The 19725-nt window shown below is 72.1% G+C and carries 19 protein-coding genes; 11 read left to right on the forward strand and 8 right to left on the reverse strand.

All coding sequences use genetic code 11. The features are described from left to right. Positions 1–70 precede the first annotated feature (70 nt). From ACIHIX_RS13025 to ACIHIX_RS13040, 4 genes are read left to right on the forward strand one after another with little or no spacing between them, the layout of a single operon-like run. Positions 71–1132: a glycosyltransferase gene (locus ACIHIX_RS13025; protein WP_399954000.1), complete on the forward strand. Its 1062-nt coding sequence runs from the start codon at positions 71–73 to the stop codon at positions 1130–1132. Then, positions 1132–2394 (forward strand): glycosyltransferase family 2 protein, encoded by a 1263-nt coding sequence (locus ACIHIX_RS13030; RefSeq protein ID WP_399954003.1) that lies wholly within the window; start codon positions 1132–1134, stop codon positions 2392–2394. Before ACIHIX_RS13025 ends, ACIHIX_RS13030 begins: the two co-directional genes overlap by 1 nt. Next, positions 2306–2863, forward strand: a complete 558-nt coding sequence (locus tag ACIHIX_RS13035; protein WP_399954006.1) for a sugar transferase — start codon at positions 2306–2308, stop codon at positions 2861–2863. The genes ACIHIX_RS13030 and ACIHIX_RS13035 overlap by 89 nt, the downstream gene beginning before the upstream one ends. Then, the gene (locus tag ACIHIX_RS13040; protein WP_399954009.1) at positions 2863–3867 is read left to right on the forward strand and encodes an NAD-dependent epimerase/dehydratase family protein; all 1005 of its coding nucleotides are present in this window, start codon (positions 2863–2865) and stop codon (positions 3865–3867) included. The genes ACIHIX_RS13035 and ACIHIX_RS13040 overlap by 1 nt, the downstream gene beginning before the upstream one ends. Positions 3868–4279: 412 nt before the next feature. On the opposite strand, the gene ACIHIX_RS13045 is transcribed toward ACIHIX_RS13040, so the two are convergent. Further along, positions 4280–5236, reverse strand: coding sequence for a class I SAM-dependent methyltransferase (locus ACIHIX_RS13045; RefSeq protein ID WP_399954012.1), 957 nt, complete (start codon positions 5234–5236; stop codon positions 4280–4282). Positions 5237–5386: 150 nt separating this feature from the next. Here ACIHIX_RS13045 and ACIHIX_RS13050 point away from each other — a divergent pair, with 150 nt between their 5' ends. The 6 genes from ACIHIX_RS13050 to ACIHIX_RS13075 are packed head-to-tail and all read left to right on the forward strand — an operon-like array spanning position 5387 to position 12855. Continuing rightward, positions 5387–6655 (forward strand): glycosyltransferase family 4 protein, encoded by a 1269-nt coding sequence (locus ACIHIX_RS13050; protein WP_399954015.1) that lies wholly within the window; start codon positions 5387–5389, stop codon positions 6653–6655. A gap of 17 nt (positions 6656–6672) precedes the next feature. Then, entirely contained in the window at positions 6673–8001 is a 1329-nt protein-coding gene (locus ACIHIX_RS13055; protein ID WP_399954017.1) for a UDP-glucose dehydrogenase family protein, read from the forward strand. Next, entirely contained in the window at positions 7986–8945 is a 960-nt protein-coding gene (locus ACIHIX_RS13060) for a UDP-glucuronic acid decarboxylase family protein (protein ID WP_399954020.1), read from the forward strand. The genes ACIHIX_RS13055 and ACIHIX_RS13060 overlap by 16 nt, the downstream gene beginning before the upstream one ends. After that, positions 8942–10006: a glucose-1-phosphate thymidylyltransferase gene (locus ACIHIX_RS13065; protein ID WP_399954023.1), complete on the forward strand. Its 1065-nt coding sequence runs from the start codon at positions 8942–8944 to the stop codon at positions 10004–10006. The genes ACIHIX_RS13060 and ACIHIX_RS13065 overlap by 4 nt, the downstream gene beginning before the upstream one ends. Before the next feature lie 11 nt (positions 10007–10017). Further along, a complete protein-coding gene (gene rfbB / locus ACIHIX_RS13070) occupies positions 10018–11013 on the forward strand; it encodes a dTDP-glucose 4,6-dehydratase (RefSeq protein ID WP_399954026.1) in 996 nt (331 codons plus the stop codon). An 18-nt stretch (positions 11014–11031) separates the two neighbouring features. Continuing rightward, on the forward strand, positions 11032–12855 hold the full coding sequence (locus tag ACIHIX_RS13075) for a glycoside hydrolase family 15 protein (RefSeq protein WP_399954029.1): 1824 nt from the start codon (positions 11032–11034) through the stop codon (positions 12853–12855). On the opposite strand, the gene galE is transcribed toward ACIHIX_RS13075, so the two are convergent. The 7 genes from galE to ACIHIX_RS13110 form a co-directional block, all read right to left on the reverse strand. Further along, entirely contained in the window at positions 12803–13873 is a 1071-nt protein-coding gene (gene galE / locus ACIHIX_RS13080; RefSeq protein ID WP_399954032.1) for a UDP-glucose 4-epimerase GalE, read from the reverse strand. The genes ACIHIX_RS13075 and galE overlap by 53 nt on opposite strands. Positions 13874–13978: 105 nt before the next feature. Then, a complete protein-coding gene (locus ACIHIX_RS13085) occupies positions 13979–14506 on the reverse strand; it encodes an NUDIX hydrolase family protein (RefSeq protein ID WP_329343947.1) in 528 nt (175 codons plus the stop codon). Between the two features lie 24 nt (positions 14507–14530). Then, positions 14531–15637: an amidohydrolase family protein gene (locus ACIHIX_RS13090; RefSeq protein ID WP_399954035.1), complete on the reverse strand. Its 1107-nt coding sequence runs from the start codon at positions 15635–15637 to the stop codon at positions 14531–14533. Position 15638: 1 nt separating this feature from the next. Continuing rightward, positions 15639–17042: a glutamine synthetase gene (locus ACIHIX_RS13095; RefSeq protein WP_399954037.1), complete on the reverse strand. Its 1404-nt coding sequence runs from the start codon at positions 17040–17042 to the stop codon at positions 15639–15641. Positions 17043–17081: 39 nt separating this feature from the next. Continuing rightward, a complete protein-coding gene (locus ACIHIX_RS13100) occupies positions 17082–17945 on the reverse strand; it encodes an SAM-dependent methyltransferase (protein ID WP_399954040.1) in 864 nt (287 codons plus the stop codon). 59 nt (positions 17946–18004) lie between these two features. Continuing rightward, positions 18005–18775: a hypothetical protein gene (locus ACIHIX_RS13105; protein WP_399954043.1), complete on the reverse strand. Its 771-nt coding sequence runs from the start codon at positions 18773–18775 to the stop codon at positions 18005–18007. Between the two features lie 65 nt (positions 18776–18840). After that, positions 18841–19155 (reverse strand): hypothetical protein, encoded by a 315-nt coding sequence (locus ACIHIX_RS13110; protein WP_399954046.1) that lies wholly within the window; start codon positions 19153–19155, stop codon positions 18841–18843. Between the two features lie 62 nt (positions 19156–19217). Here ACIHIX_RS13110 and ACIHIX_RS13115 point away from each other — a divergent pair, with 62 nt between their 5' ends. Then, a complete protein-coding gene (locus tag ACIHIX_RS13115; protein WP_399954049.1) occupies positions 19218–19694 on the forward strand; it encodes a potassium channel family protein in 477 nt (158 codons plus the stop codon). The last annotated feature ends 31 nt before the right edge of the window (positions 19695–19725 follow it).

The following is a 19725-nucleotide window of genomic DNA, read 5'->3' on the forward strand; positions in this document are numbered from 1 at the left end:
AGCAGCATGGTGATTCGCCTGATTTACGCCGTAAACATACGATATCAGCATACGGCTGGAACGCGGAACCATGAATCGTCGTCTCGACCGCTGCGCGGTCACGCCCTACGGCCGGGAAGCCGGAAGCTCCCGGGTCCGGGTCTACGCCTGGCTGGACCGTGTCGGCACCGACTTCACGGTCGGCAGTTATCTCTCGCTGCCGGACGCCGCTCCCGCGCGCCTCGTGCGCCACCCCCTGTCCCTGGCCCGCGCCGAGCTGGGACTGGCCGCCATCGCGGGCGGCAGGCCCCGCAGGCTTCTGCTGCACCGGGAAGCCTCTCCCCTGAGCCGCGGCTGGTGGGAACGGAGGCTGCTGGCGAGTGCCGAGTTCGCGGTGTACGACTTCGACGACGCCCTTCAGTGGGACCACGGCGAAGGGAGTCTCCTGCGCCGGGTCGCCCCCAAGGCGGGCAAGGCACGGGACGCCGTCCGGTACGCGGACCGTGTCATCGCCGGCAACGCGGTCCTGGCGGACTGGGCGTCCCGGCACCAGCGTGACGTCGTGGTGATCCCCAGTTGTGTGGCCCTGGAGGACTACACGCCCAAAACCTCTTACGCGCTGCACGACCCGCCCCGGCTCGGCTGGATCGGCTCGCGCGACAACGAGGCCTGTCTGCTGCTGATCGCCGACGCGCTCGTGGAGGTCCACCGGCGCACAGGGGCCAGACTCACCCTGGTCGGCACGACCACCCGGTCCCTGGGCGAGTTGGAGCCCTTCGTCGACCGGGTCCCATGGAGTCCGGAGAACCAACGGACCGCGCTCGCCGACCTGGACATCGGCCTGATGCCCCTGCCCCCGACCGCGTACAACCTCGGCAAGTGCGGCTACAAGCTGCTCCAGTACGCCGCCGCGGGACTCCCCGCCGTGGCCAGCCCGCTGGGGGTGAACGCCGAACTCCTCGCCCAGTTCGGCATGCCGGCGCCGCGTGTTCCCGACGACTGGACCTCGGCGCTCCTCGGCCTGATCGAGTCCTCCGCCGTCGACCGGGAGTGGCTCGGCCGACTCGCCCGGGACGTCGTGGGCCTCAAGTACTCGTACGACGCCTGGCTGCCCCACTGGTCCGCCGCCCTGGAACTCGGGCCGGTGACGTGATGGACCCGCGTGGCGACGCCATCGGCGTGCGGCAACGGGTCCTGCCCAGCGTGGACGTCGTCGTCGTCAACTGGAACACCGGACCCTGCCTCGGGAACTGTCTGCGGTCGATCGTCCGCACCGACCGCTCCCGCCTGCGCGTGGCGCGGATCGTCGTCGTCGACAACGCCTCCACGGACGACTCGCTCCGCGGGCTCTCCGCGGGTGGCATCCCGCTCGACATCGTGCGCAACGCGACCAACCGGGGCTTCGCGGTCGCCTGCAACCAGGGCGCGGCTCGCGGCAGCAGCGAACTGCTGCTCTTCCTGAACCCGGACACGGAGCTGTACCCGGACACTCTGCGTGTCGTCGCGGCCTTCCTCGGCACTTCGGCCGCGCGGGCCACAGGCATCTGCGGTGGACGCATGCTCGACGAACGGGGGCGGACGGTCATCTCCTGCTCACGCTTCCCCACCCTGCGCGTCGTGCTCGGCAAGATCACCGGCCTCGACCGACTGGCGCCCACGCTCTTCCCGCCACACCACCTCGACCCCACCGGCTCGGGCCCCGTGGACCAGGTCATCGGAGCGTTCTTCCTGCTGCGCCGGACGCTCTTCGAGCGGCTCGACGGCTTCGACCAGCGCTACTTCCTCTACTTCGAGGAGACCGACCTCGCGCTCCGCGCCGACCTGCTCGGCCTCGGCTCCTACCACCTCCACGAGGCGCGGGTCCGGCACCTGGGGGGAGTGAGCTCCGCCCGACTCGGGGGCGGGCGGCTGCGCCACTCGCTGTGCAGCCGCACCCAGTACGCGTACCGCCACTGGCCCCGGACGCACGCCTGGCTGCTCGTCGCCCTGACACTCACGGTCGAACCGGTCGCCCGGCTCGCCAGAGCCCTCGTACGGGCCAGTCCGGCGGAGGCGCGCGCCACGCTCCTGGGAGTGGGCGGATACGCGCACTGGCTCTGCGCCCACACCCTGCACGTACTCGAACGCCGGCTTCTGCGTGCCCTCGCCCCCGATCCTCCGACGGCCTCGACCAAGGACCACCGTCATGCGCACCATCGACCGCTCCCCGCCCCGCCCCACCCCGTCCACGCCGCCCCTGCCCGCGATGAGAGCCGTACGGCTCGCCCCGGGGCGGCGGGCCCTCGACGCCGTCTTCGCGCTGACTCTGCTGCTCCTGCTGACCCCCTTGCTGCTGACCCTGGCCCTGCTGGTCCTGGCGACCAACGGCAGACCGGTGCTGTTCCGGCAACAGCGCACCGGCGCCGGGGCCGTTGAGTTCACTCTGTACAAGTTCCGGAGCATGCGGAACGGCTGCACCGGGCCCGGCGTCACCGGCGGCACCGACCCCCGGGTGACCCGCACGGGCCTGTTGCTGCGTCGGCTCAGCCTGGACGAACTGCCGCAGCTGTGGAACGTCCTGCGCGGCGACATGACCCTCGTCGGGCCGCGTCCCGAGGTCCCGGAACTCGCCCGCCGCTACCCGCCCGAGCAGCACTGGGTCTTCCGGCACCGCCCCGGGCTGACCGGACCGTGCCAGCTGCGGTCCCGTGCCTACGCCGCACGGCTCGACGGACGTGCCGACCCCGAGGAGTACTACCTGAGCGTTCTCGTGCCCGAGCGGACCCGGCTCGACGCGGAGTTCCTGCGGCACGCCACGGTGCCCGCCGTCCTGCTCTGCCTGTTGAGGACGGCCTGGTACGTGCCGGCGGCGGCCTGGGACCGTCCCCGAGGAGGCGGGTCCTGATGCGTGCGGTGGTGACCGGAGCGGCCGGGTTCATCGGCTCGCACCTGTGTGAACACCTCCTGTCCCGCGGGGACGAGGTCGTGGGGGTCGACGCCCTGACCGGGTTCTACGCGCTCTCTTACAAGCGCCGGAACCTGGCCCGGCTGCTGGGCGACGACCACTTCGCGTTCCGCCGGGGTGATCTGCTGGACCTCCGCCTGGAACCGCTCTTCGCGGGTGCGGACGCCGTCTACCACCTCGCCGGTCAGCCAGGTGTCCGCGGCTCCTGGGGCGCCGAGTTCGCGGTCTACCTCGAGCGCAACGTCCTGGTCACCCAGCGGGTCCTGGAAGCGGCCCGGGACACGGGGCTCGGCCGGCTCGTCTTCGCGTCCAGCTCGTCCGTCTACGGGGACGCGGAGGCATATCCGACCCCGGAGACGCTCGCCCCGAAGCCTGTCTCGCCGTACGGCGTCACCAAACTCGCGGCCGAGCAGCTGTGCGAGACCTACCGCACGGTCTTCGGTGTGCCGACCGCTTCCCTGCGGCTCTTCAGCGTGTACGGCCCCCGCCAACGGCCCGACATGGCGTTCGCCCGGCTGGTGGCGGCCGCCTGTGGGCACCGGCCGTTCCCGCTGTACGGGGACGGCGGACAGAGCCGTGACTTCACCTATGTGGGAGACGTGGTGGCAGCCATGCGGGCGGCTGCGGCGTCCCGTTGGACCGGGGTGGCCAACCTCGGCGGTGGCTGCGAGGTGACGATGCGTCAGGTCATCGAGCTGCTGGGTCGGTCGACCGGGCCGGTGGACGTGGTTCCAGGGCCCGACCGGCCCGGCGACGCCCGGCGTACCGCCGCCGACATCACCCTGGCCCGCGACGCCTTCGGCTACCGGCCCCGCACCGACCTGCGCAGCGGACTCGCCGCGATGGTCCGGGCCGAACTCGCCTCGCAACCGGGACGGCACCAGGCCCCGGCCCTGACACCGCTCGCCGGTACCGACCGGTATCGGCACCCGACCGAGGTGTGATGGCGGAGCCGGCGCAGACCGGGCTGACGGCACTGGGGGTGGGGGCCGGGAGAACGCACGGGAACCCGTCCCTCTGGCTGGCCTCGAAAGGGCCGAGTGGTGTGCTCGGGCCTTCAGGAGCCGTCCGCCGGACTGCGCCGCTGCCATGCCGGGCACGGCGTCGACGGTGCCGTCGCGTACCGGGCGGTCGACGTGCTGGATCTCCCGTACACCGCGCGCTTGGACCTGGTGGTGTTCACGTCGCTGCTCGGCGCCTTCGGCATGGGTCTCACCGCGCTCGGCGTCCTCGGGCGGTTCGGGCGCTCGGAGAAACAGCGACGGGCTCTCGGCACGGTCGACCGGCTCGTCTGCGAACACCTTGTGACCGCGTCCTCCAGGTACCTCGTCGCCGGTGTCGCCCGCGCACAGAGGGTCAGGCGGAGGTCTGGGCCCCCGGGTAATAGGCCACGACCTCCCGCGCCGTCATCGCGCGCTCCCGCTTGCGCCCCAGGAAGTAGAGCGCCGCGGCGTCGTCGCGTGCGTACGTCTCGGGGACCAGCCGGTCCAGGACGCGCAGCCAGCACAGCAGGCCGCGGGTGACCCGGCCGGCCGGCGCGGAGCGGGTCAGGCCGCGGACCAAGTGATCGATGCTCCAGAGGAGTTGGGTGCCGGGCCCGGCGACCGCGCCCGCGGCCAGTTCCTCGAAACGCCCGAAGAGATGGCGGTGGCCACTGGCGGTGAAACGGGTGAAGTCATGGGCGCCGGCATGGACTTGCTGGAGGAACGGCGTCTCCGCGTAGACGAGCCCGTCGTCCCTGAGCACCCGGTGGATCTCCGCGACGACCCGGGCCGGATCGACGACGTGCTCCAGTACGGCCTGGACCAGCACGGCGTCGACGCTCGCGGCAGGCAGCGGAATGCTGTGGGCGTCCGCGACGAACTGGGTCACCGGGCTGGGAGTGATGTCGAAGGCGATCACCTCGACGCCCGCTTCGCGGTAGACGGCCTCCACGCCGTTGCCGACGGTGGCCCCGCCGACGACCAGCAGCCTCGGTGTGGAGCCGCCGAGGCCGCTCAGCAGCAGATCGACATTGCGGGCCGCGACCCGGTTGGGCGGTTTCCATATGCGGCGCAGCGGAGCGGGGAGTCGTTGGATGAGGCCGGGGAGGTGCCGGCGGCCCGCCGCGGCGAGTACGTCCTGCCGGGACGCGACGCTGTGCTCGAAGTCCACGAGGACCGGCCAGCGCCCGGCCATGGGGAAGGCCGAGGGGGCGCGGCAGGGGCAGGAGGGCCCACGGCAGTGGAGGCCGTCGGGCTTCGCCGCGAGCGGTGAGCGACATCGCGGGCACACCAGCAGGTTCCGGATCTCTTCCAGCGCGGCCAGGGGCATGGCGGTACTCCGCGGGCTCGACCGCGGGCGCCCGGCTCGACCCCGGTCATCCGGATTGACCACGAGCGCCAGCGGGGTGAAGATGTACGTATACGTCGTAAATATACATCTTCAGCGCTTTCGGTTTCTCACCCTCGGTGGTGATCGGTGATGCGAAACGGGACCCTCGTCCCCGGCGCGACCCGGCCGGACGCCACGGCCGTCCGGTGGCCCGCGCCGCCTCCCCAGGTGGCGCCGACGGTTGAGCTGCCGCGACCGCCGGCGCTGCCTCGCATCAAGGTCCTCCACGTGATCACCCGGTTCCGCGCCGGAGCGGGCGGCAACACCCTGCTGTCCGCCGCGGGCATGGACCCCCACCGCTACGAGGTGTGGATCGCCGGAGTGCCCGGCGGCGAACTGTGGGATCGGGCCCTGGCCGCCGGGATTCGGACCGTCGAGGTACCGGGCTTCCGGCACACCCTGACCCCCGCCGACCTCCTGGTCCTCTGGCGCCTCACACGGCTGATCCGCCGCGAGCGTTTCACCGTCGTGCACACCCACTCCGCCAAGGGCGGCTTCCTCGGCCGTCTCGCCGCGCGGTTGTGCCGGACGCCGGTCGTGGTGCACACCTTCCACGGCGTCAGCTACCACCCGTTCATGCCCCGCCCCCGCCGCAGCCTTTACCGACTCCTGGAACGAGCCACCCGTCGCTTCACCCATGCCTTCATCGCCGTCGCCCCTCGCGTGGCCGAACAGGCCGTCGAGGAGCGCCTCGCCCCGCCCGGCCGCGTCCGCGTGGTGCCGTCGGCGGTGGACCTGGCCCGCATCCCGCAGCGCTTCGACCCGGCCGCCCGCCGTATGCTCGGCGTCCCCCGCGGCACGCGACTGATCGGCACCGTGGGCCGGATCGACACCCAGAAGGCGCCGCTGGACTTCGTCCGCACGGCCGCCGCGCTCCACGCCGACCACCCGGACACCGCCTTCGTCATGATCGGCGACGGGCCGCTGGAGGGGGACGTCCGGCGGCTCGCCGCGGAACTCGGCATCGAGGTGACTCTCACCGGCCACCGGCAGGACGCTCCCCGGCTGGCCGCCGCGCTCGACGTCTTCGTCATCACGTCCCTGTACGAAGGGCTCGGTCGCGCCCTCACCGAGGCGCTCGCCGCCTCCCGTCCCGTCGTCGCCACGGCCGTCAACGGCGTACCCGACCTGGTGGAGCACGGCGCCACGGGTCTGCTCGTCCCGCCGGCCGACCCGGCCGCGGCCGCCCACGCGGTCGGCTGGCTGCTGGACCACCCCGGCCAGGCCGCCGCCATGGGACGTCAGGGCTGCCGACGCGTACGCACCGCGTTCACCCCGCAGGCCATGTGCGCGGCCGTCGAGGCCTGCTACCGCGAACTGCTCGGCCTGCCCGAACCCGGGCGGACCCCACCGGCCTGAGGACCACGGAGTACGACATGCGCCTCACCGTCATCGGCACCGGCTACGTAGGAGCGGTCCACGCTGCCTGCATGGCCGACATCGGGCACGAGGTGCTCGGTGTCGACATCGACCCGGAGCGGATCGCCGTGCTCGCCGCCGGGAGACCGCCGTTCTACGAACCGGGGTTGTCGGAACTGCTCAAGCGGGCACTGGACACGGGCCGGCTCCGGTTCACGACCTCTCTCGCCGAGGCCGGTGGGTTCGCCGACACACACTTCCTCTGCGTCGGCACCCCGCAGCGGCCCGGTTCCGACGCCGCTGACCTGACATACGTCGACGCGGCCGTGGCCGGGCTCGCAACCCACCTGAGGCAGGACGCCCTGCTCGTCGGGAAGTCCACCGTCCCCGTCGGCACAGCCGACCGCCTCGCTCGGCGGGTGCACGTCGATGTCGCCTGGAACCCGGAGTTCCTGCGCGAGGGCTGTGCCGTCGAGGACACGCTCAGCCCGGAGCGGATCGTCGTCGGGGCGCGTTCGGCACCGGCCGAGGCGCGGATGCGGGCGCTGTACGCCCCTCTCCTCGCCGCCGGCATCCCCTTCATCGCCACCGACCCGCCCACCGCCGAACTCGTCAAACTGGCCTCCAACTCCTTCCTGGCCACAAAGATCTCCTTCATCAACGCCATGGCGGAGATCTGCGACGCCGCCGGTGCCGACGTGCTCACCCTCGCCGAGGCGATGGGGCGGGACTCGCGGATCGGGCCTCGCTTCCTGGCACCCGGGCTGGGATTCGGCGGCAGTTGTCTGCCCAAGGACATCCGGGCGCTCACCGCCCGCGCCGAGGAACTCGGCCAGGCCCCGGCCGTGGCCTTCCTGCGGCAGGTCGACGAGATCAACATCCGGCAACGGGCACGGACCCTCGCACTCGCCGAGGAAGCTCTCGGCGGCACCTTCGCCGACCGCAACGTCGCCGTCCTGGGCGCCGCCTTCAAGCCCCTCAGCGACGATGTCCGGGACTCGCCCGCTCTCGCCGTCGCCGAGGCCGTACGACGCCGGGGTGCGCGGGTGCGCGTGCACGACCCGGAGGCGATCGACAACGCGTGTGCCGCCCGGCCCGCGCTCCAGTTCGCGCTGGACGTGTCCAAGGCGTGCGAGCACGCGGACGTCGTGCTGCACCTCACCGAATGGCCCCAGTACCGGAAGCTGGACCCGGCCGCGCTGAAGGCCGTCGTCCGCGTCCCGGCCCTGGTCGACGCCCGAAACACCCTCGACCCGCAGGCCTGGCAGAAGGCGGGTTGGACCCTGCTCGCCCCCGGCCGACCGAGCCTCTCCGGAAGGAGCGGGACGCCATGCGTGTCGTCGTGACCGGCGGCGCCGGCTTCCTCGGGTCGCATCTGTGCGAGGCGCTCCTCGCCCGCGGCGACAGCGTCTGCTGTCTCGACAACTTCTCCTCCGGCCGCTCGGCCAACATCGCCCACCTCGTGGGCAATCCCCGCTTCGACTGCGTCCTGTGTGACGTCGCCGACCGCTTCCGGTTCTCCGGCGAGGTCGACGCCGTCGCCCATCTCGCCAGTCCCGCCTCCCCGTTCGACTACGAGCGGTACCCACTGGAGACGCTGGCCGCGGGCAGTCGCGGCACCGAGAACCTGCTGAGGCTGTCCGTCCGGCACGGCGCCCGCTTCGTCCTCGCGTCCACCAGCGAGGTGTACGGCGACCCGCTCGTCCACCCGCAGGACGAGGACTACTGGGGGCACGTCAACCCCGTAGGCCCGCGCAGTGTCTACGACGAGGCCAAGAGATTCGCCGAGGCGCTGAGCACCGCGTACCGCCGCACCAGGGGCGCCGACGTCGGCATCGTACGGATCTTCAACACGTACGGCCCGCGGATGCGCGCTCACGACGGACGAGTGGTCTCCACCCTCGTCCGGCAGGCCCTCGACCGTGAGCCGCTGACCCTCTTCGGGGACGGCGCACAGACACGCAGCTTCTGCTATGTCGACGACATGGTCCGGGGTCTGATCGCCATGCTCGACAGCCGGCTGCCCGGTCCGGTCAACCTCGGCAACCCCCGGGAGCGGAGCGTCCTGGAGCTCGCCGAACTCGTTCTCCTCGTCACCGGCTCCGACAGCGGGCTGCGCTTCCTGCCGCTGCCGGTGGACGACCCCGTCCGCCGGCGGCCCGTCATCACCCGGGCCCGCGAAGGGCTCGGCTGGTCCCCGACCGTGCCGCTGGAGGAAGGGCTCCGGCACACCGTCGCGTGGTTCGTGGCCGAACGGCACCACGCACAACCCGTGGGGCGGCCGTCATGAAAGCACTCGTCCTGTGCGGCGGAGCGGGCACCCGGCTCCGCCCCATCACGCACACCTCCGCCAAGCAACTCGTCCCGGTCGCCAACAAACCCGTGCTGTTCTACGGCCTGGAGGCCATCGCCGCCGCAGGTGTCATCGAGACCGGCGTCATCGTCGGTGACACCGCACCGGAGATCCGCCGCGCCGTCGGTGACGGATCCCGCTTCGGCCTCAAGGTCACCTACCTGCGTCAGAACGCCCCCCTCGGGCTGGCGCACGCCGTTCAGATCGCCCGGGACTTCCTCGGCGACGACGACTTCGTGATGTACCTCGGCGACAACTTCATCGTCGGCGGCATCACCGGCGTCGTGGACGACTTCCGGCGTGAACGGCCCGACGCCCGCATCCTGCTGACCCGGGTCGCCGATCCCACCGCCTTCGGCGTCGCCGAACTCGACCAGACCGGGCGTGTGGTGGGCCTTGAGGAGAAGCCGGAGGTGCCCAGGAGCGACCTCGCGCTCGTCGGCGTCTACCTCTTCACACCCGTCGTGCACGAGGCCGTGCGCGCCGTCGTGCCCTCCCGCCGCGGTGAGCTGGAGATCACCGACGCCCTGCAGTGGCTCCTCGACCAGGGACGGGACGTGCGCGCAACGACCATCTCCGGCTACTGGAAGGACACCGGGAACGTCACCGACATGCTGGAGGTCAACCGGACCGTCCTGGAGACACTCGAACCGCGGGTCGAGGGAAGCGTCGACCCGGCCAGCGAGATCATCGGACGGGTCCGGATCGAAGACGGTGCCAAGGTGTTCGGCAGCCGCATCGTGGGACCGGCCGTCGTAGGAGCCGGAACGATGATCGCCGGCTCCTACGTCGGGCCGTTCACCTCGATCGCCGAGGACTGCCGCATCGAGGACAGCGAGATCGAGTACTCGATCGTGCTGCGGGGTGCGTCGGTCGTCGGCATGCGCAGGATCGAGGTGTCCCTCATCGGCCACCACGTCGAGGTCACCCCCGCGCCCCGTACCCCCGCCGTGCACCGCCTCGTGCTCGGCGACCACAGCAAGGTCCAGATCCCGTAACCGAGTTCGTCATGATCACGACCCACATCCTGGTCACCGGCGGAGCCGGCTTCATCGGCTCCCACTACGTTCGCACGCTGCTCGGCGCGCAGGGCCCGCCCGACGTCGCCGTCACCGTCCTGGACGAACTGACCTACGCCGGAAACCCCGCCAATCTCCAAGAGATCCAGGACGACCACCGCTTCGCCTTCGTCCACGGCGACATCTGCGACAAGGACCTCGTCGACCGACTCGTCCCGGCGCACGACCAGATCGTGCACTTCGCCGCCGAGTCCCACGTCGACCGGTCCCTCCTCGGCCCCGCCGCGTTCGTCCGCACCAACGTCGTCGGCACCCAGACCCTCCTCGACGCGGCCCTGCGGCACGGCCTGCGCACCTTCGTCCACATCTCCACCGACGAGGTCTACGGCTCGATCCGCGCCGGCTCCTGGCCGGAGACCGACCCGCTGCGCCCCAACTCGCCCTACGCCGCCTCCAAGGCCGCCTCCGACCTGCTCGTCCTCGCCCACCACCGCACCCACGGCCTCGACGTCCGGGTCACCCGCTGCTCCAACAACTACGGCCCCCACCAGTTCCCGGAGAAGGCCGTCCCGCTGTTCATCACGCGGCTGCTGGACGGCAGACCGGTGCCGCTGTACGGCGATGGCCTGCACGTCCGCGACTGGATCCACGTCGACGACCACGTCCGCGGCATCGAACTCGTGCGCACCGCGGGCCGGCCCGGTGAGGTCTACAACATCGGCGGAGGCAACGAACTCTCCAACCACGATCTGACCGCCCTCCTGCTGCGCGAGTGCGGCGCGGACTGGGGCATGGTCACCCATGTCGAGGACCGCAAGGGCCACGACCGTCGCTACAGCGTCGACTCCACCAAGATCCGCGACGAACTCGGCTTCGTACCGCGCACGGACCTGGCGACCGGTATCGCCCGGACCGTCCACTGGTACCGCACCCACCGCTCCTGGTGGGAACCCCTGCTGCGGCGGGCCGGGTTGGAGGCCGCATGAGCGCGGGCAGGCCTGACCATGAACGCACCCATCGAGGACTACGCCCTCCTCAGTGACCTGGAGACCGCCGCCATGATCGGCAGGGACGGTTCCGTCGACTGGCTGTGCCTGCCCCGCTTCGACTCACCCGCCTGTCTGGCCGCCCTGCTGGGAACGCGGGACAACGGCCTCTGGCGGGTGGCCCCCGTCGGTGGCGGCACGTGCGCGGACCGGGCGTACCGGCAGGACACCCTGGTCCTCGACACACGCTGGCAGACCCCGACCGGAGCCGTCCGGGTCACCGACTTCATGCCGCCCCGGGCCCAACTGCCCTGCCTCGTGCGGATCGTCGAGGGGCTGTCGGGCACCGTACGGCTGCGCAGCGAGTTGCGGCTGCGCTTCCACCAGGGCCGCGTCACGCCCTGGATCCGCGCCGTCGACCAGTGCGCGGTGGCGGTCGCCGGCCCGGACGCCGTCTGGCTGCACACCGACGGACGGGTCCGTGCCGTGCCGGGTGAGGGCAGCACGGTCCACGAGTTCACCGTCCCGGCGGGAGCGCGGCTCGCGTTCACGCTCGCCTGGTCGCCGTCGCACCTGCCGGAACAGCCCGCGCCACTCTTCGTGCCCGCCGAGACGGTCCTGAAGGAGACCTGCGACTTCTGGCGCCGCTGGACCGCCCGTTGCCGCTACGAGGGGCCCTATCGCGAGGCGGTGCTGCGGTCCCTCATCACCCTCAAGGCCCTCACCTACGCCCCTACCGGCGGTGTCGTCGCCGCCCCCACCACCTCGCTGCCCGGCCGCGTCGGCGGCGACCGCAACTGGGACCACCGCTACTGCTGGCTGCGCGACTCCACCCTCACCCTGTCCTGTCTGCTGCGCAGCGGCTACCGGGAGGAGGCGACGGCCTGGCTGGACTGGCTGGTGCGGGCCATCGCCGGAGATCCGGCCTATCTCCAGACCGTGTACGGCGTCGGCGGCCAGCGGCTGCTGCCCGAGACCGAGGCGCCCTGGCTGCCCGGCTACGAGGACTCCCGCCCGGTCCGCTTCGGCAACGCGGCCGTGAACCAGTTCCAGCTCGACGTGTACGGCGAGGTCCTGGACACCCTCCACCTCTCGCTGCGGGCGGGCATCCCCCTGCCCGCCCATCTCTGGGACCTGGTGGAGGCGCTCATGGCCCATCTCCAGCGCCACTGGCGCGAACCCGACCAGGGCCTGTGGCAAGTGCGGGGCCCGGCACGGCAGTTCGTGCACTCCAAGGTGATGGTGTGGGTGGCCGCCGACCGGGCCCTCAGGATGGGCGCGCTCCTCGGCCGGAACGGCAACGCGGACCGCTGGCGGGCGATGCGTGAGGAGGTGCACCGGCAGGTGTGCCGGCAGGGCTGGGACCCACGCCGGCGTTCCTTCGTCCAGTCCTACGGCTCCCCGGCCCTGGACGCCTCGGCGCTGCTGATCCCGCGCCTGGGCTTCCTGCCCGCCGGGGACGAACGGGTGCGCGCCACGGTCCGCGCGATGCGAGGGCTCACCCACGGCGGCTTCGTCCGGCGGTACGCACCGGACGGCCCCGGCGCCCACGCGGTCGACGGCGCGCGCGGCGCCGAGGGGGCGTTCGTCGCCTGCACCCTCTGGTACGCCGACGCCCTCGCAGCGACCGGACGACCGGCCCGTGCCCGGGAGGAGTTCGAGCGGGTCCTCGCCGTCCGCAACGACGTGGGCCTGCTGTCCGAGCAGTGGGACCCGGACGCGGGGCGCCAACTGGGCAACACTCCCCAGGCGTTCAGCCACATCGCCCTGGTGGAGACGGCGTTCGCGCTCACCGCTTCCCGTTCGGATGCCGCGCGGATCCCGCGTATCCCCGCGGGTTGAGCTGCTGGAACCGCCACGAGTCCCGGCACATGTCGGCCAGGTCCCTGGTGGGTCGCCAGCCCCAGGCCCGGCCCACCGCGGACGCGTCGGCCACCAGCTCGGCCACGTCACCGGGACGCCGGCCCACGATCTCGTACGGCACCTCACGCCCCGCCGCGTGCTCGTACGCGGCGACGACGTCCAGCACCGAACTGCCCCTGCCGACACCGAGGTTGAACACACGCAGGCCGGGCATGTCGGCCAGATGGTCCAGCGCCACCCGGTGCGCCTCGACGGTGTCCATGACGTGGAGGTAGTCGCGGACCGCGGTGCCGTCACGCGTGGGGTAGTCGCCGCCGAAGACCCGGAGCAGTTTCCGGTGGCCGGCGGCGACCTGGGCGACGTACGGCATCAGGTTGTCGGGCTCGCCGCGGGGGTCCTCGCCGAGCAGCCCGCTGGGGTGGGCGCCGGCCGGGTTGAAGTAGCGCAGGCTCAGCACCGTGTACTCGGGGCACCGGCGACAGACGTCGGCGAGGATCTGCTCACAGAGCCACTTCGAGGCGGCGTAGGGGTTGGTGGGCCGGGCGGGGGCGGACTCGGCGAGGGAGCCGTGTCCGGCGTCGCCGTAGAGCGAGCAGGAGGAGGAGAACACCAGCCGGTGCACCCCGTGGTCGTGCATGGTGCGCAGCAGCGCGGTCGTGCCGCCGACGTTGGTGTCGTAGTACTCGGCGGGCCGCCGCGTCGAGGCGCCGACGGACTTGAGCGCGGCGAAGTGCACCACGGCGTCGACGGCGTGCCGGTCGAAGACGGCCGACAGGGCGCGCCGGTCCCGGACGTCGAGTTCGTAGACGGCGCCGACGAAACGGCCGGCGATCCGTTCCACGCGGGTGAGGACCTCGGGCGTGCTGTTGGAGTAGTCGTCGACCACGATCAGCTCGTAGCCGTGGTCGAGCAGCTCGACGCAGGCATGAGAGCCGATGAATCCGGCTCCGCCCGTCACCAGGACCGTGGACGGGGGGCCGGGGCCGCTGCGCGTCATGGCATGACGCTCCCGACTACCGGACAGGACGTCGTATGTTTACGGCGTATATGTACGACTCTGCCCCCAATGGGCAGGGGCGTCAAGGCCCGGCGCCGCCGGAGGTCAGATCACGCACCCCACATGCGCCAGCGCCTGCTTCAGCAGCACCCCGTGCCCGCCCGGCATCTCGCTCTGCACCGCCTCCGACACCGCGTCCTGCGGGCTGAACCAGACCAGGTCGAGGGCGTCCTGGCGGGGCCGGCAGTCGCCGGTGACCGGGACGACGTAGGCCAGTGACACCGCGTGCTGACGGGGGTCGTGGTAGGGCGTGATGCCCTGCGTCGGGAAGTACTCGGCGACCGTGAAGGGCTGCGGGGCGGTCGGGATGCGGGGCAGGGCCACCGGGCCGAGGTCCTTCTCCAGGTTCCGCATGAGGGCGTCGCGGACGCGCTCGTGGTGCAGCACGCGTCCGGAGACCAGCGTCCGGCTGACCGTCCCGTCGGGGCCGATGCGCAGCAGCAGGCCGACGCTGGTGACTTCGCCGCTGTCGTCGACGCGCACGGGCACGGCCTCGACGTACAGGATCGGCATCCGGGCGCGCGCCTGCTCGAGGTCGTCGGTCGTCAGCCAGCCGGGCGTGGTTTCGGTCATGTCAGACATTGCTTGATCATACTTTCAGGAGGGGCCGGAAAGGCGGTAGACCCGATGCGCATTGTGTGCTCCCGCCCACTCTGCGAGCCGCACCGCGTCGGACGGACTCAGCTCGTCGGTGTCCACCCGGTCCTGGAGGAGCTCGCCCAGTCCCCGGCGGAACGCCAGCGCGCCGAGCCGGTAGAACTCGGCCAGACCGTAGGCGTCGGAGCTGTACAGCAGTTTGCGGAACGGTGTGATCTCCAGTGCCTCCTCCAGTACGGCCCGGGCGCGCGCCGGGCCCACGTGGTGGAGGGTGAGGCCGACGTCCAGGTACACCTGCTCGAAGACCGCGGCCAGATAGCCGGCCTGCCGCTGGTAGGGCCAGCAGTGCAGGAGCAGGACCGGGATCCTGCCGGCCGTCAGGTGCAGCCAGTCCGTGAGGTGGGTGGGGTCGACCTTGTGCAGGCGGATGTCGTTGTCGCCGAAGCCCGTGTGGAGCTGGAGGGGGAGGCCCAGGTCGACGGCGGTCCACAGCAGGTGCCGTACGAGGACCGGGTCCGCCAGCCGTCCGCCCTCCCGCAGCCGCTGTCGTGCCGCCCGCTCCACCTCGGCGGCCGACGGACGGGCCGGGTCCAGGTCGAACCCCGTGCGGTAGGCCGCCACCGACTTCACCGCCACCACCCCCGGGCGGTCGACGGCCTGAAGGGCGGCCGCGCGGAAGGCGTCGGCGTAGTCGTCGGGCTCGACGCCGTTCGCCACCAGCGCCTCCTCCACGCTCTCCAGGCGTACGACCTCGTAGACGTCGTCGGCGGCCAGCTCGGTCGGCCCGAAACCGGTGTCCAGGCAGAACGTGCCGGTGCCCGCCGCGGCGAGGAAGCGGCGGTTCACCTCCCGCGCGCCCAGCTCCGCCCGGCGGGCCAGGTAGGCCTCCGGCGGGGCGTGCCGGTCCAGGTCCAGCAGGGGTGCGCAGTGGCGGCGCACCGAGACACCGACCGGGGTGTCGAAGGGCGAGATGCCGCTGCCGGGCCATCGGCCGCCCTCGGTGAGGAGGGCCTCGAAGCCGTCCCGGTCGAGGTCGTCGGTGACCACGCCGTGGCAGTGGTGGTCGACCAGGCTCAGCTCCGCGAGCGCCTCGTGGACCGCGGCCATGTCAGTACTTCCAGCGGTACGCCGCCGCGATCCCGCTGTCGTCCAGATCGGCCACGGACGCCGTCTCGCCTTCCCGTACGGCGATCACCGCGTCGGCGAGAACCGGTCCGAGCGCGCCGCGCAGACACTCGTCCTCGCGGAACTCGGCCACCGCCTCGGTCAGCGAGGTGGGCAGCCTGCGGACGCCCCGGGCCGCCGCCTGTTGCGCCTCCAGCCTGGCCGGATCGCCGGTGATCTCCTCCGGCAGTACGGCGGCCGAGGCGATGCCGTCGAGGCCCGCCGCGATGACGGCGCCCAGGGCCAGATACGGGTTCGCCGCCAGGTCGACCGGCTTGACCTCCAGGTTGGCGGCCTGGTCGCGCAGGCCCAGGGTGCCGGTGACGACACGGACCGCGGCCTCGCGGGTCTCGCGGCCCCACGCGGTGAACACCCCCGCCCACTGGGAGGGTTTGAGGCGCAGGTAGCTCACCGGACTCGGGGCGGTGACCGCCATGAGCGCGGGGAGGTGGGCCAGGACCCCGGCCGCGAACGCCTCCGCGTCGGCCGTCATGCCGTACCGACCCTCGCCGCCCGCATGCAGGTTGGCGCCCTCGCGCCAGGCGGAGAGATGGAGGTGGCCGCCGTTGCCGACGCCCTCGGCGAAGACGGCCGGCGCGAACGAGACGACCAGACCGTGCCGCCCGGCGACCGCGCGGATCGTCTGCCGTACCAGCACGCTCCGGTCGGCCGCCGCCACCGGGTCCAGGGCGCCCACCGAGACCTCGAACTGCCCCGCCGCGTACTCGGGATGGAGCTGGTCGACGTCCACGCCCTGCGCCGCGAACGCGGCCAGCAGATCGGCCGTGTACGCGCTCAACTCGACCTGCCGGATCGCCCCGTACGCCGGACCCGACAGCGCGGGCACGAAGTCGCCCTCGGCCGAAGGGCCCTGGCCCACCGCCCACTCGACCTCGACGGCCGCCTTGAAGGTCAGGCCGTGCCGCCGCTCGGCGTCCGCGACGATCCGGCGCAGCAGCGTGCGGGTGCAGCCGGGATGCCGCTCGCCCTCCTGCGTGATCCGGTCGACCGGCGCCCACGCCCAGCCGGGCTGCCCGGCGAGGACCACCAGGTGGTCGAGGTCGGGGTAGAGACGAAGGTCGCCGTCGGGCGAGCCCAGGACGTCGGTGGTGACGATGGAGTCGTCGGCGAGGAACGTGTCGAAGACCGGGGACATGCCGACCCCCCAGGCCGCCGCCGCGGCGAGCCCGGCCGTGGGGATCGTCTTCACCCGGCCGACGCCCGCGGTGTCGACGTAACCCAGGACCACGCCGTGCACACCTCGGCCGGACAGCTCGCCGCTCAGCGCGGTGGCACGGTCGACGTCACCGGGACGGCCCCCCGGTACGGGGTCGGCAAGGGTGGTCATTCGTCCTCCACGACGGGGTCGGCCGGTACGGGTCCCGCGTCAGGGTTTCACGGCCACCGCGCCGAACTGCGGCACCACGACAGGCGAGTTCGCGTCGGCACGCCACCGCGAGCACGACACCAGACCCGGGTCGAGGAGGTCGAGGCCCTCGAAGAACGCGGCGATGTCCGTGCCGCTGCGGGCGGTGATCGGCGGGGTGGCGTTCTCGTTCCAGAACTCCATGGCCGGGATCTGGCCCGCGCCGCCGAGGTCGTCGTCGAAAGTGGGGTGGGTCAGCACGAGGTAGCTGCCGGACGGGACCGCGGCGAGCACCTGGCGGACGATGTCCCGGGCCTTGTCGTGGTCGAGGACGAAGTTGAGGATGCCCAGCATCATCACGGCCACGGGACGGGTGAAGTCCAGGGTCCGGCCCGCGCGTTCGAGGATCGCGGCCGGGTCGTGGACGTCGGCGTCGATGTAGTCGGTGACGCCGTCGTGGGTGCTGGTCAGCAGGGTGCGGGCGTGGGCGAGGACGATGGGGTCGTTGTCGACGTAGACGATCCGCGCGTCCGGTGCGATGCGCTGGGCGATCTCGTGGGTGTTGTCGACCGTCGGCAGACCGGTGCCGATGTCCAGGAACTGGCGTACCCCGCGGTCGGCGGCCAGATGGCGCACCGCGCGGCCGAGGAACTCGCGGTCGGCGCGGGCGATGTCCCGGATGATCGGGAACATCGTGGCGACATGCTCGCCGACCTGCTGGTCGACCTCGTAGTTGTCCTTGCCGCCGATCCAGTAGTTCCACACGCGTGCGTTGTGCGCGACGCCGGTGTTGAGCCTCGACGACCCGCTCGTGGGGGTGTCACTCACGTCGTCCCGTCCTCTCCTCGCCCCTGCGATCGCGGTACGGCCGACCGCAGGGGCCATTGTGCCGCCCGATGATCACGATGTCCCGGGATTCGGCACAGGGGAGGGATCAGCGGGGTTCAGCTCTGGGCGAGCGCGTCCTTCAGCCGCTGGGTGCCCTTCTTCACCGCGTCCTCCACGGAGTCGTCCTCGTCGCCGTCGAGACCGCCGGCCGTGACGGTGATCGCGTCGCTGCCCACGCGCACGGCGGCGACGTCGAGGGTGAGGGTGGCGGGGGTGCCCGAGCTGGTGCCCTCGACGGTGACGTGCAGTCCCTGCCGGGCGTCGCCCTCGTCCGGGACGGAGCTCTCCGTCACCTGGACCGTGCGCCGGTCGCCCGCCGAGTCGGTGGCGGTGAACTGGTCGCACTTGACGGGCAGGGACTTCAGCCAGCTCAGCGAGGCGTCGAGGCTCGCCCGCCGATAGGAGGCGACCTGGTACAGCAGCCGGGACTCCTGCTCCTCGAAGCCGGTCAGCGCGGACGCCCCGGACGGCTCGCCCAGCAACTCGTCGCTGTAGAGGCCGTCGAGCAGCTTCTGGCAGTCGGCGGCGTCCGCCTTGGCGGTGAGGAAGTCGGCGACGTCGACCTTGCCGATCAGCAGGCTGTCCCGCCAGGTCGCCGCGTCCTTCACCCGCGTCCAGTCGTCCTCCAGATCGCCCTCGGTGATCAGCGCCTGACGCGCCTTCGCCTCGGTGAGCCGGGGCGCGGCACTGGGGGAGTCGGCGGCGAGGGGGGTGGCCCCGATGGCCGAGGTGTCCGCGTCCGCGTCGTCGTCCGAGCAGGCCGCGGTCGTCAGCAGCGCAGTCGCGGTGAGGGCTGCGGTGAGAAAACGTGCGGGACGACAGACCATGGCGGATGCCTCCTGTGGGCGTGGGTAGGGCCTCAGCGGATCACCGGTGCGGGCCGCCCACCAGCTCACTCGGGCCGTTCGAGTGAGACCCTCCGGCTGCCGCACCTCGGACAGACCGCGTCGGCGAGCGGCGACCTGACGGCCCGGCCCGCCTCGTCGACGTACTCCTGGGTGGTCAGGCCCGAGGCGTCCAGCGGGTCGGTGAAGAACATGAGCTGGAACGTGGCCTCCCAGGTGTGGCCGCAGTCGGCGCAGGCGAACGCGAAGGTCTCCGGTACGGATCGGGGCACGGCCGGCATGGACTCTCCGATGGGGTCGGGGATGCCGTTCAGCCCACCTCGGTGGCTGCCGTACGGCAACTCGAACGCCCCGCCCCGCATGCCGGTCGCCGCCCCGGCGCCGACACTGACCCCATGGCCCGCCCGCGCCCCAAGGAGTCGTCATGCTGCCCGGATTCCTCGCCAGAGCGGTCGAGTTGCTGCTCGGCCGGGAGGGGCGCTCGTTGCATCTGAAGGCGGCGGGGGCGGCGACGGCGGTCCTGGTCGTGGTGATGCTCGCCGGGTCGTGGGCCGTCGTCGAGGCCGAACAGGGCGCCCACCGCGCCAATCTGACGTCGTACCCGAAAGCCCTGTGGTGGTCGATCGAGACCGCGACCACCGTCGGGTACGGCGACTTCTACCCGGTGACCCCCTGGGGCCGGGTGATCGGCGCCGTGGTGATGGTCGTCGGCATCACCACGTACGGCATGGTCACGGCCGCGCTCGCCACCTGGTTCGTGGGCCGGGAACAGCGGCGGCGGCACCATCTCGCCCACGACGCCCATGAGTTGGGGGAGGAGGCGGTGCGAGCCCTGCACGAACGGTTCGACCGGCTGGAGCGGTTGGTGAACGGGAAGGGCCGGTCCGGAGGCTACCGGTGAGTACCCCGGGGGCGCGCTGCACCTGACTCCT

The organism is Streptomyces sp. NPDC051913, assembly GCF_044593635.1.
In the GTDB taxonomy this organism is placed as follows: Bacteria; Actinomycetota; Actinomycetes; order Streptomycetales; family Streptomycetaceae; genus Streptomyces.

Coding starts and splice junctions, on each gene's coding strand:
- ACIHIX_RS13025 (WP_399954000.1), top strand. CDS start 71: ATGAATCGTCGTCTCGACCGCTGCGCGGTCACGCCCTACGGCCGGGAA.
- ACIHIX_RS13030 (WP_399954003.1), top strand. CDS start 1,132: ATGGACCCGCGTGGCGACGCCATCGGCGTGCGGCAACGGGTCCTGCCC.
- ACIHIX_RS13040 (WP_399954009.1), top strand. CDS start 2,863: ATGCGTGCGGTGGTGACCGGAGCGGCCGGGTTCATCGGCTCGCACCTG.
- ACIHIX_RS13045 (WP_399954012.1), bottom strand. CDS start 5,236: ATGCCCCTGGCCGCGCTGGAAGAGATCCGGAACCTGCTGGTGTGCCCG.
- ACIHIX_RS13050 (WP_399954015.1), top strand. CDS start 5,387: ATGCGAAACGGGACCCTCGTCCCCGGCGCGACCCGGCCGGACGCCACG.
- ACIHIX_RS13055 (WP_399954017.1), top strand. CDS start 6,673: ATGCGCCTCACCGTCATCGGCACCGGCTACGTAGGAGCGGTCCACGCT.
- ACIHIX_RS13060 (WP_399954020.1), top strand. CDS start 7,986: ATGCGTGTCGTCGTGACCGGCGGCGCCGGCTTCCTCGGGTCGCATCTG.
- ACIHIX_RS13065 (WP_399954023.1), top strand. CDS start 8,942: ATGAAAGCACTCGTCCTGTGCGGCGGAGCGGGCACCCGGCTCCGCCCC.
- rfbB (WP_399954026.1), top strand. CDS start 10,018: ATGATCACGACCCACATCCTGGTCACCGGCGGAGCCGGCTTCATCGGC.
- ACIHIX_RS13075 (WP_399954029.1), top strand. CDS start 11,032: ATGAACGCACCCATCGAGGACTACGCCCTCCTCAGTGACCTGGAGACC.
- galE (WP_399954032.1), bottom strand. CDS start 13,873: ATGACGCGCAGCGGCCCCGGCCCCCCGTCCACGGTCCTGGTGACGGGC.
- ACIHIX_RS13085 (WP_329343947.1), bottom strand. CDS start 14,506: ATGACCGAAACCACGCCCGGCTGGCTGACGACCGACGACCTCGAGCAG.
- ACIHIX_RS13090 (WP_399954035.1), bottom strand. CDS start 15,637: ATGGCCGCGGTCCACGAGGCGCTCGCGGAGCTGAGCCTGGTCGACCAC.
- ACIHIX_RS13095 (WP_399954037.1), bottom strand. CDS start 17,042: ATGACCACCCTTGCCGACCCCGTACCGGGGGGCCGTCCCGGTGACGTC.
- ACIHIX_RS13100 (WP_399954040.1), bottom strand. CDS start 17,945: ATGGCCCCTGCGGTCGGCCGTACCGCGATCGCAGGGGCGAGGAGAGGA.
- ACIHIX_RS13105 (WP_399954043.1), bottom strand. CDS start 18,775: ATGGTCTGTCGTCCCGCACGTTTTCTCACCGCAGCCCTCACCGCGACT.
- ACIHIX_RS13110 (WP_399954046.1), bottom strand. CDS start 19,155: ATGCGGGGCGGGGCGTTCGAGTTGCCGTACGGCAGCCACCGAGGTGGG.
- ACIHIX_RS13115 (WP_399954049.1), top strand. CDS start 19,218: ATGCTGCCCGGATTCCTCGCCAGAGCGGTCGAGTTGCTGCTCGGCCGG.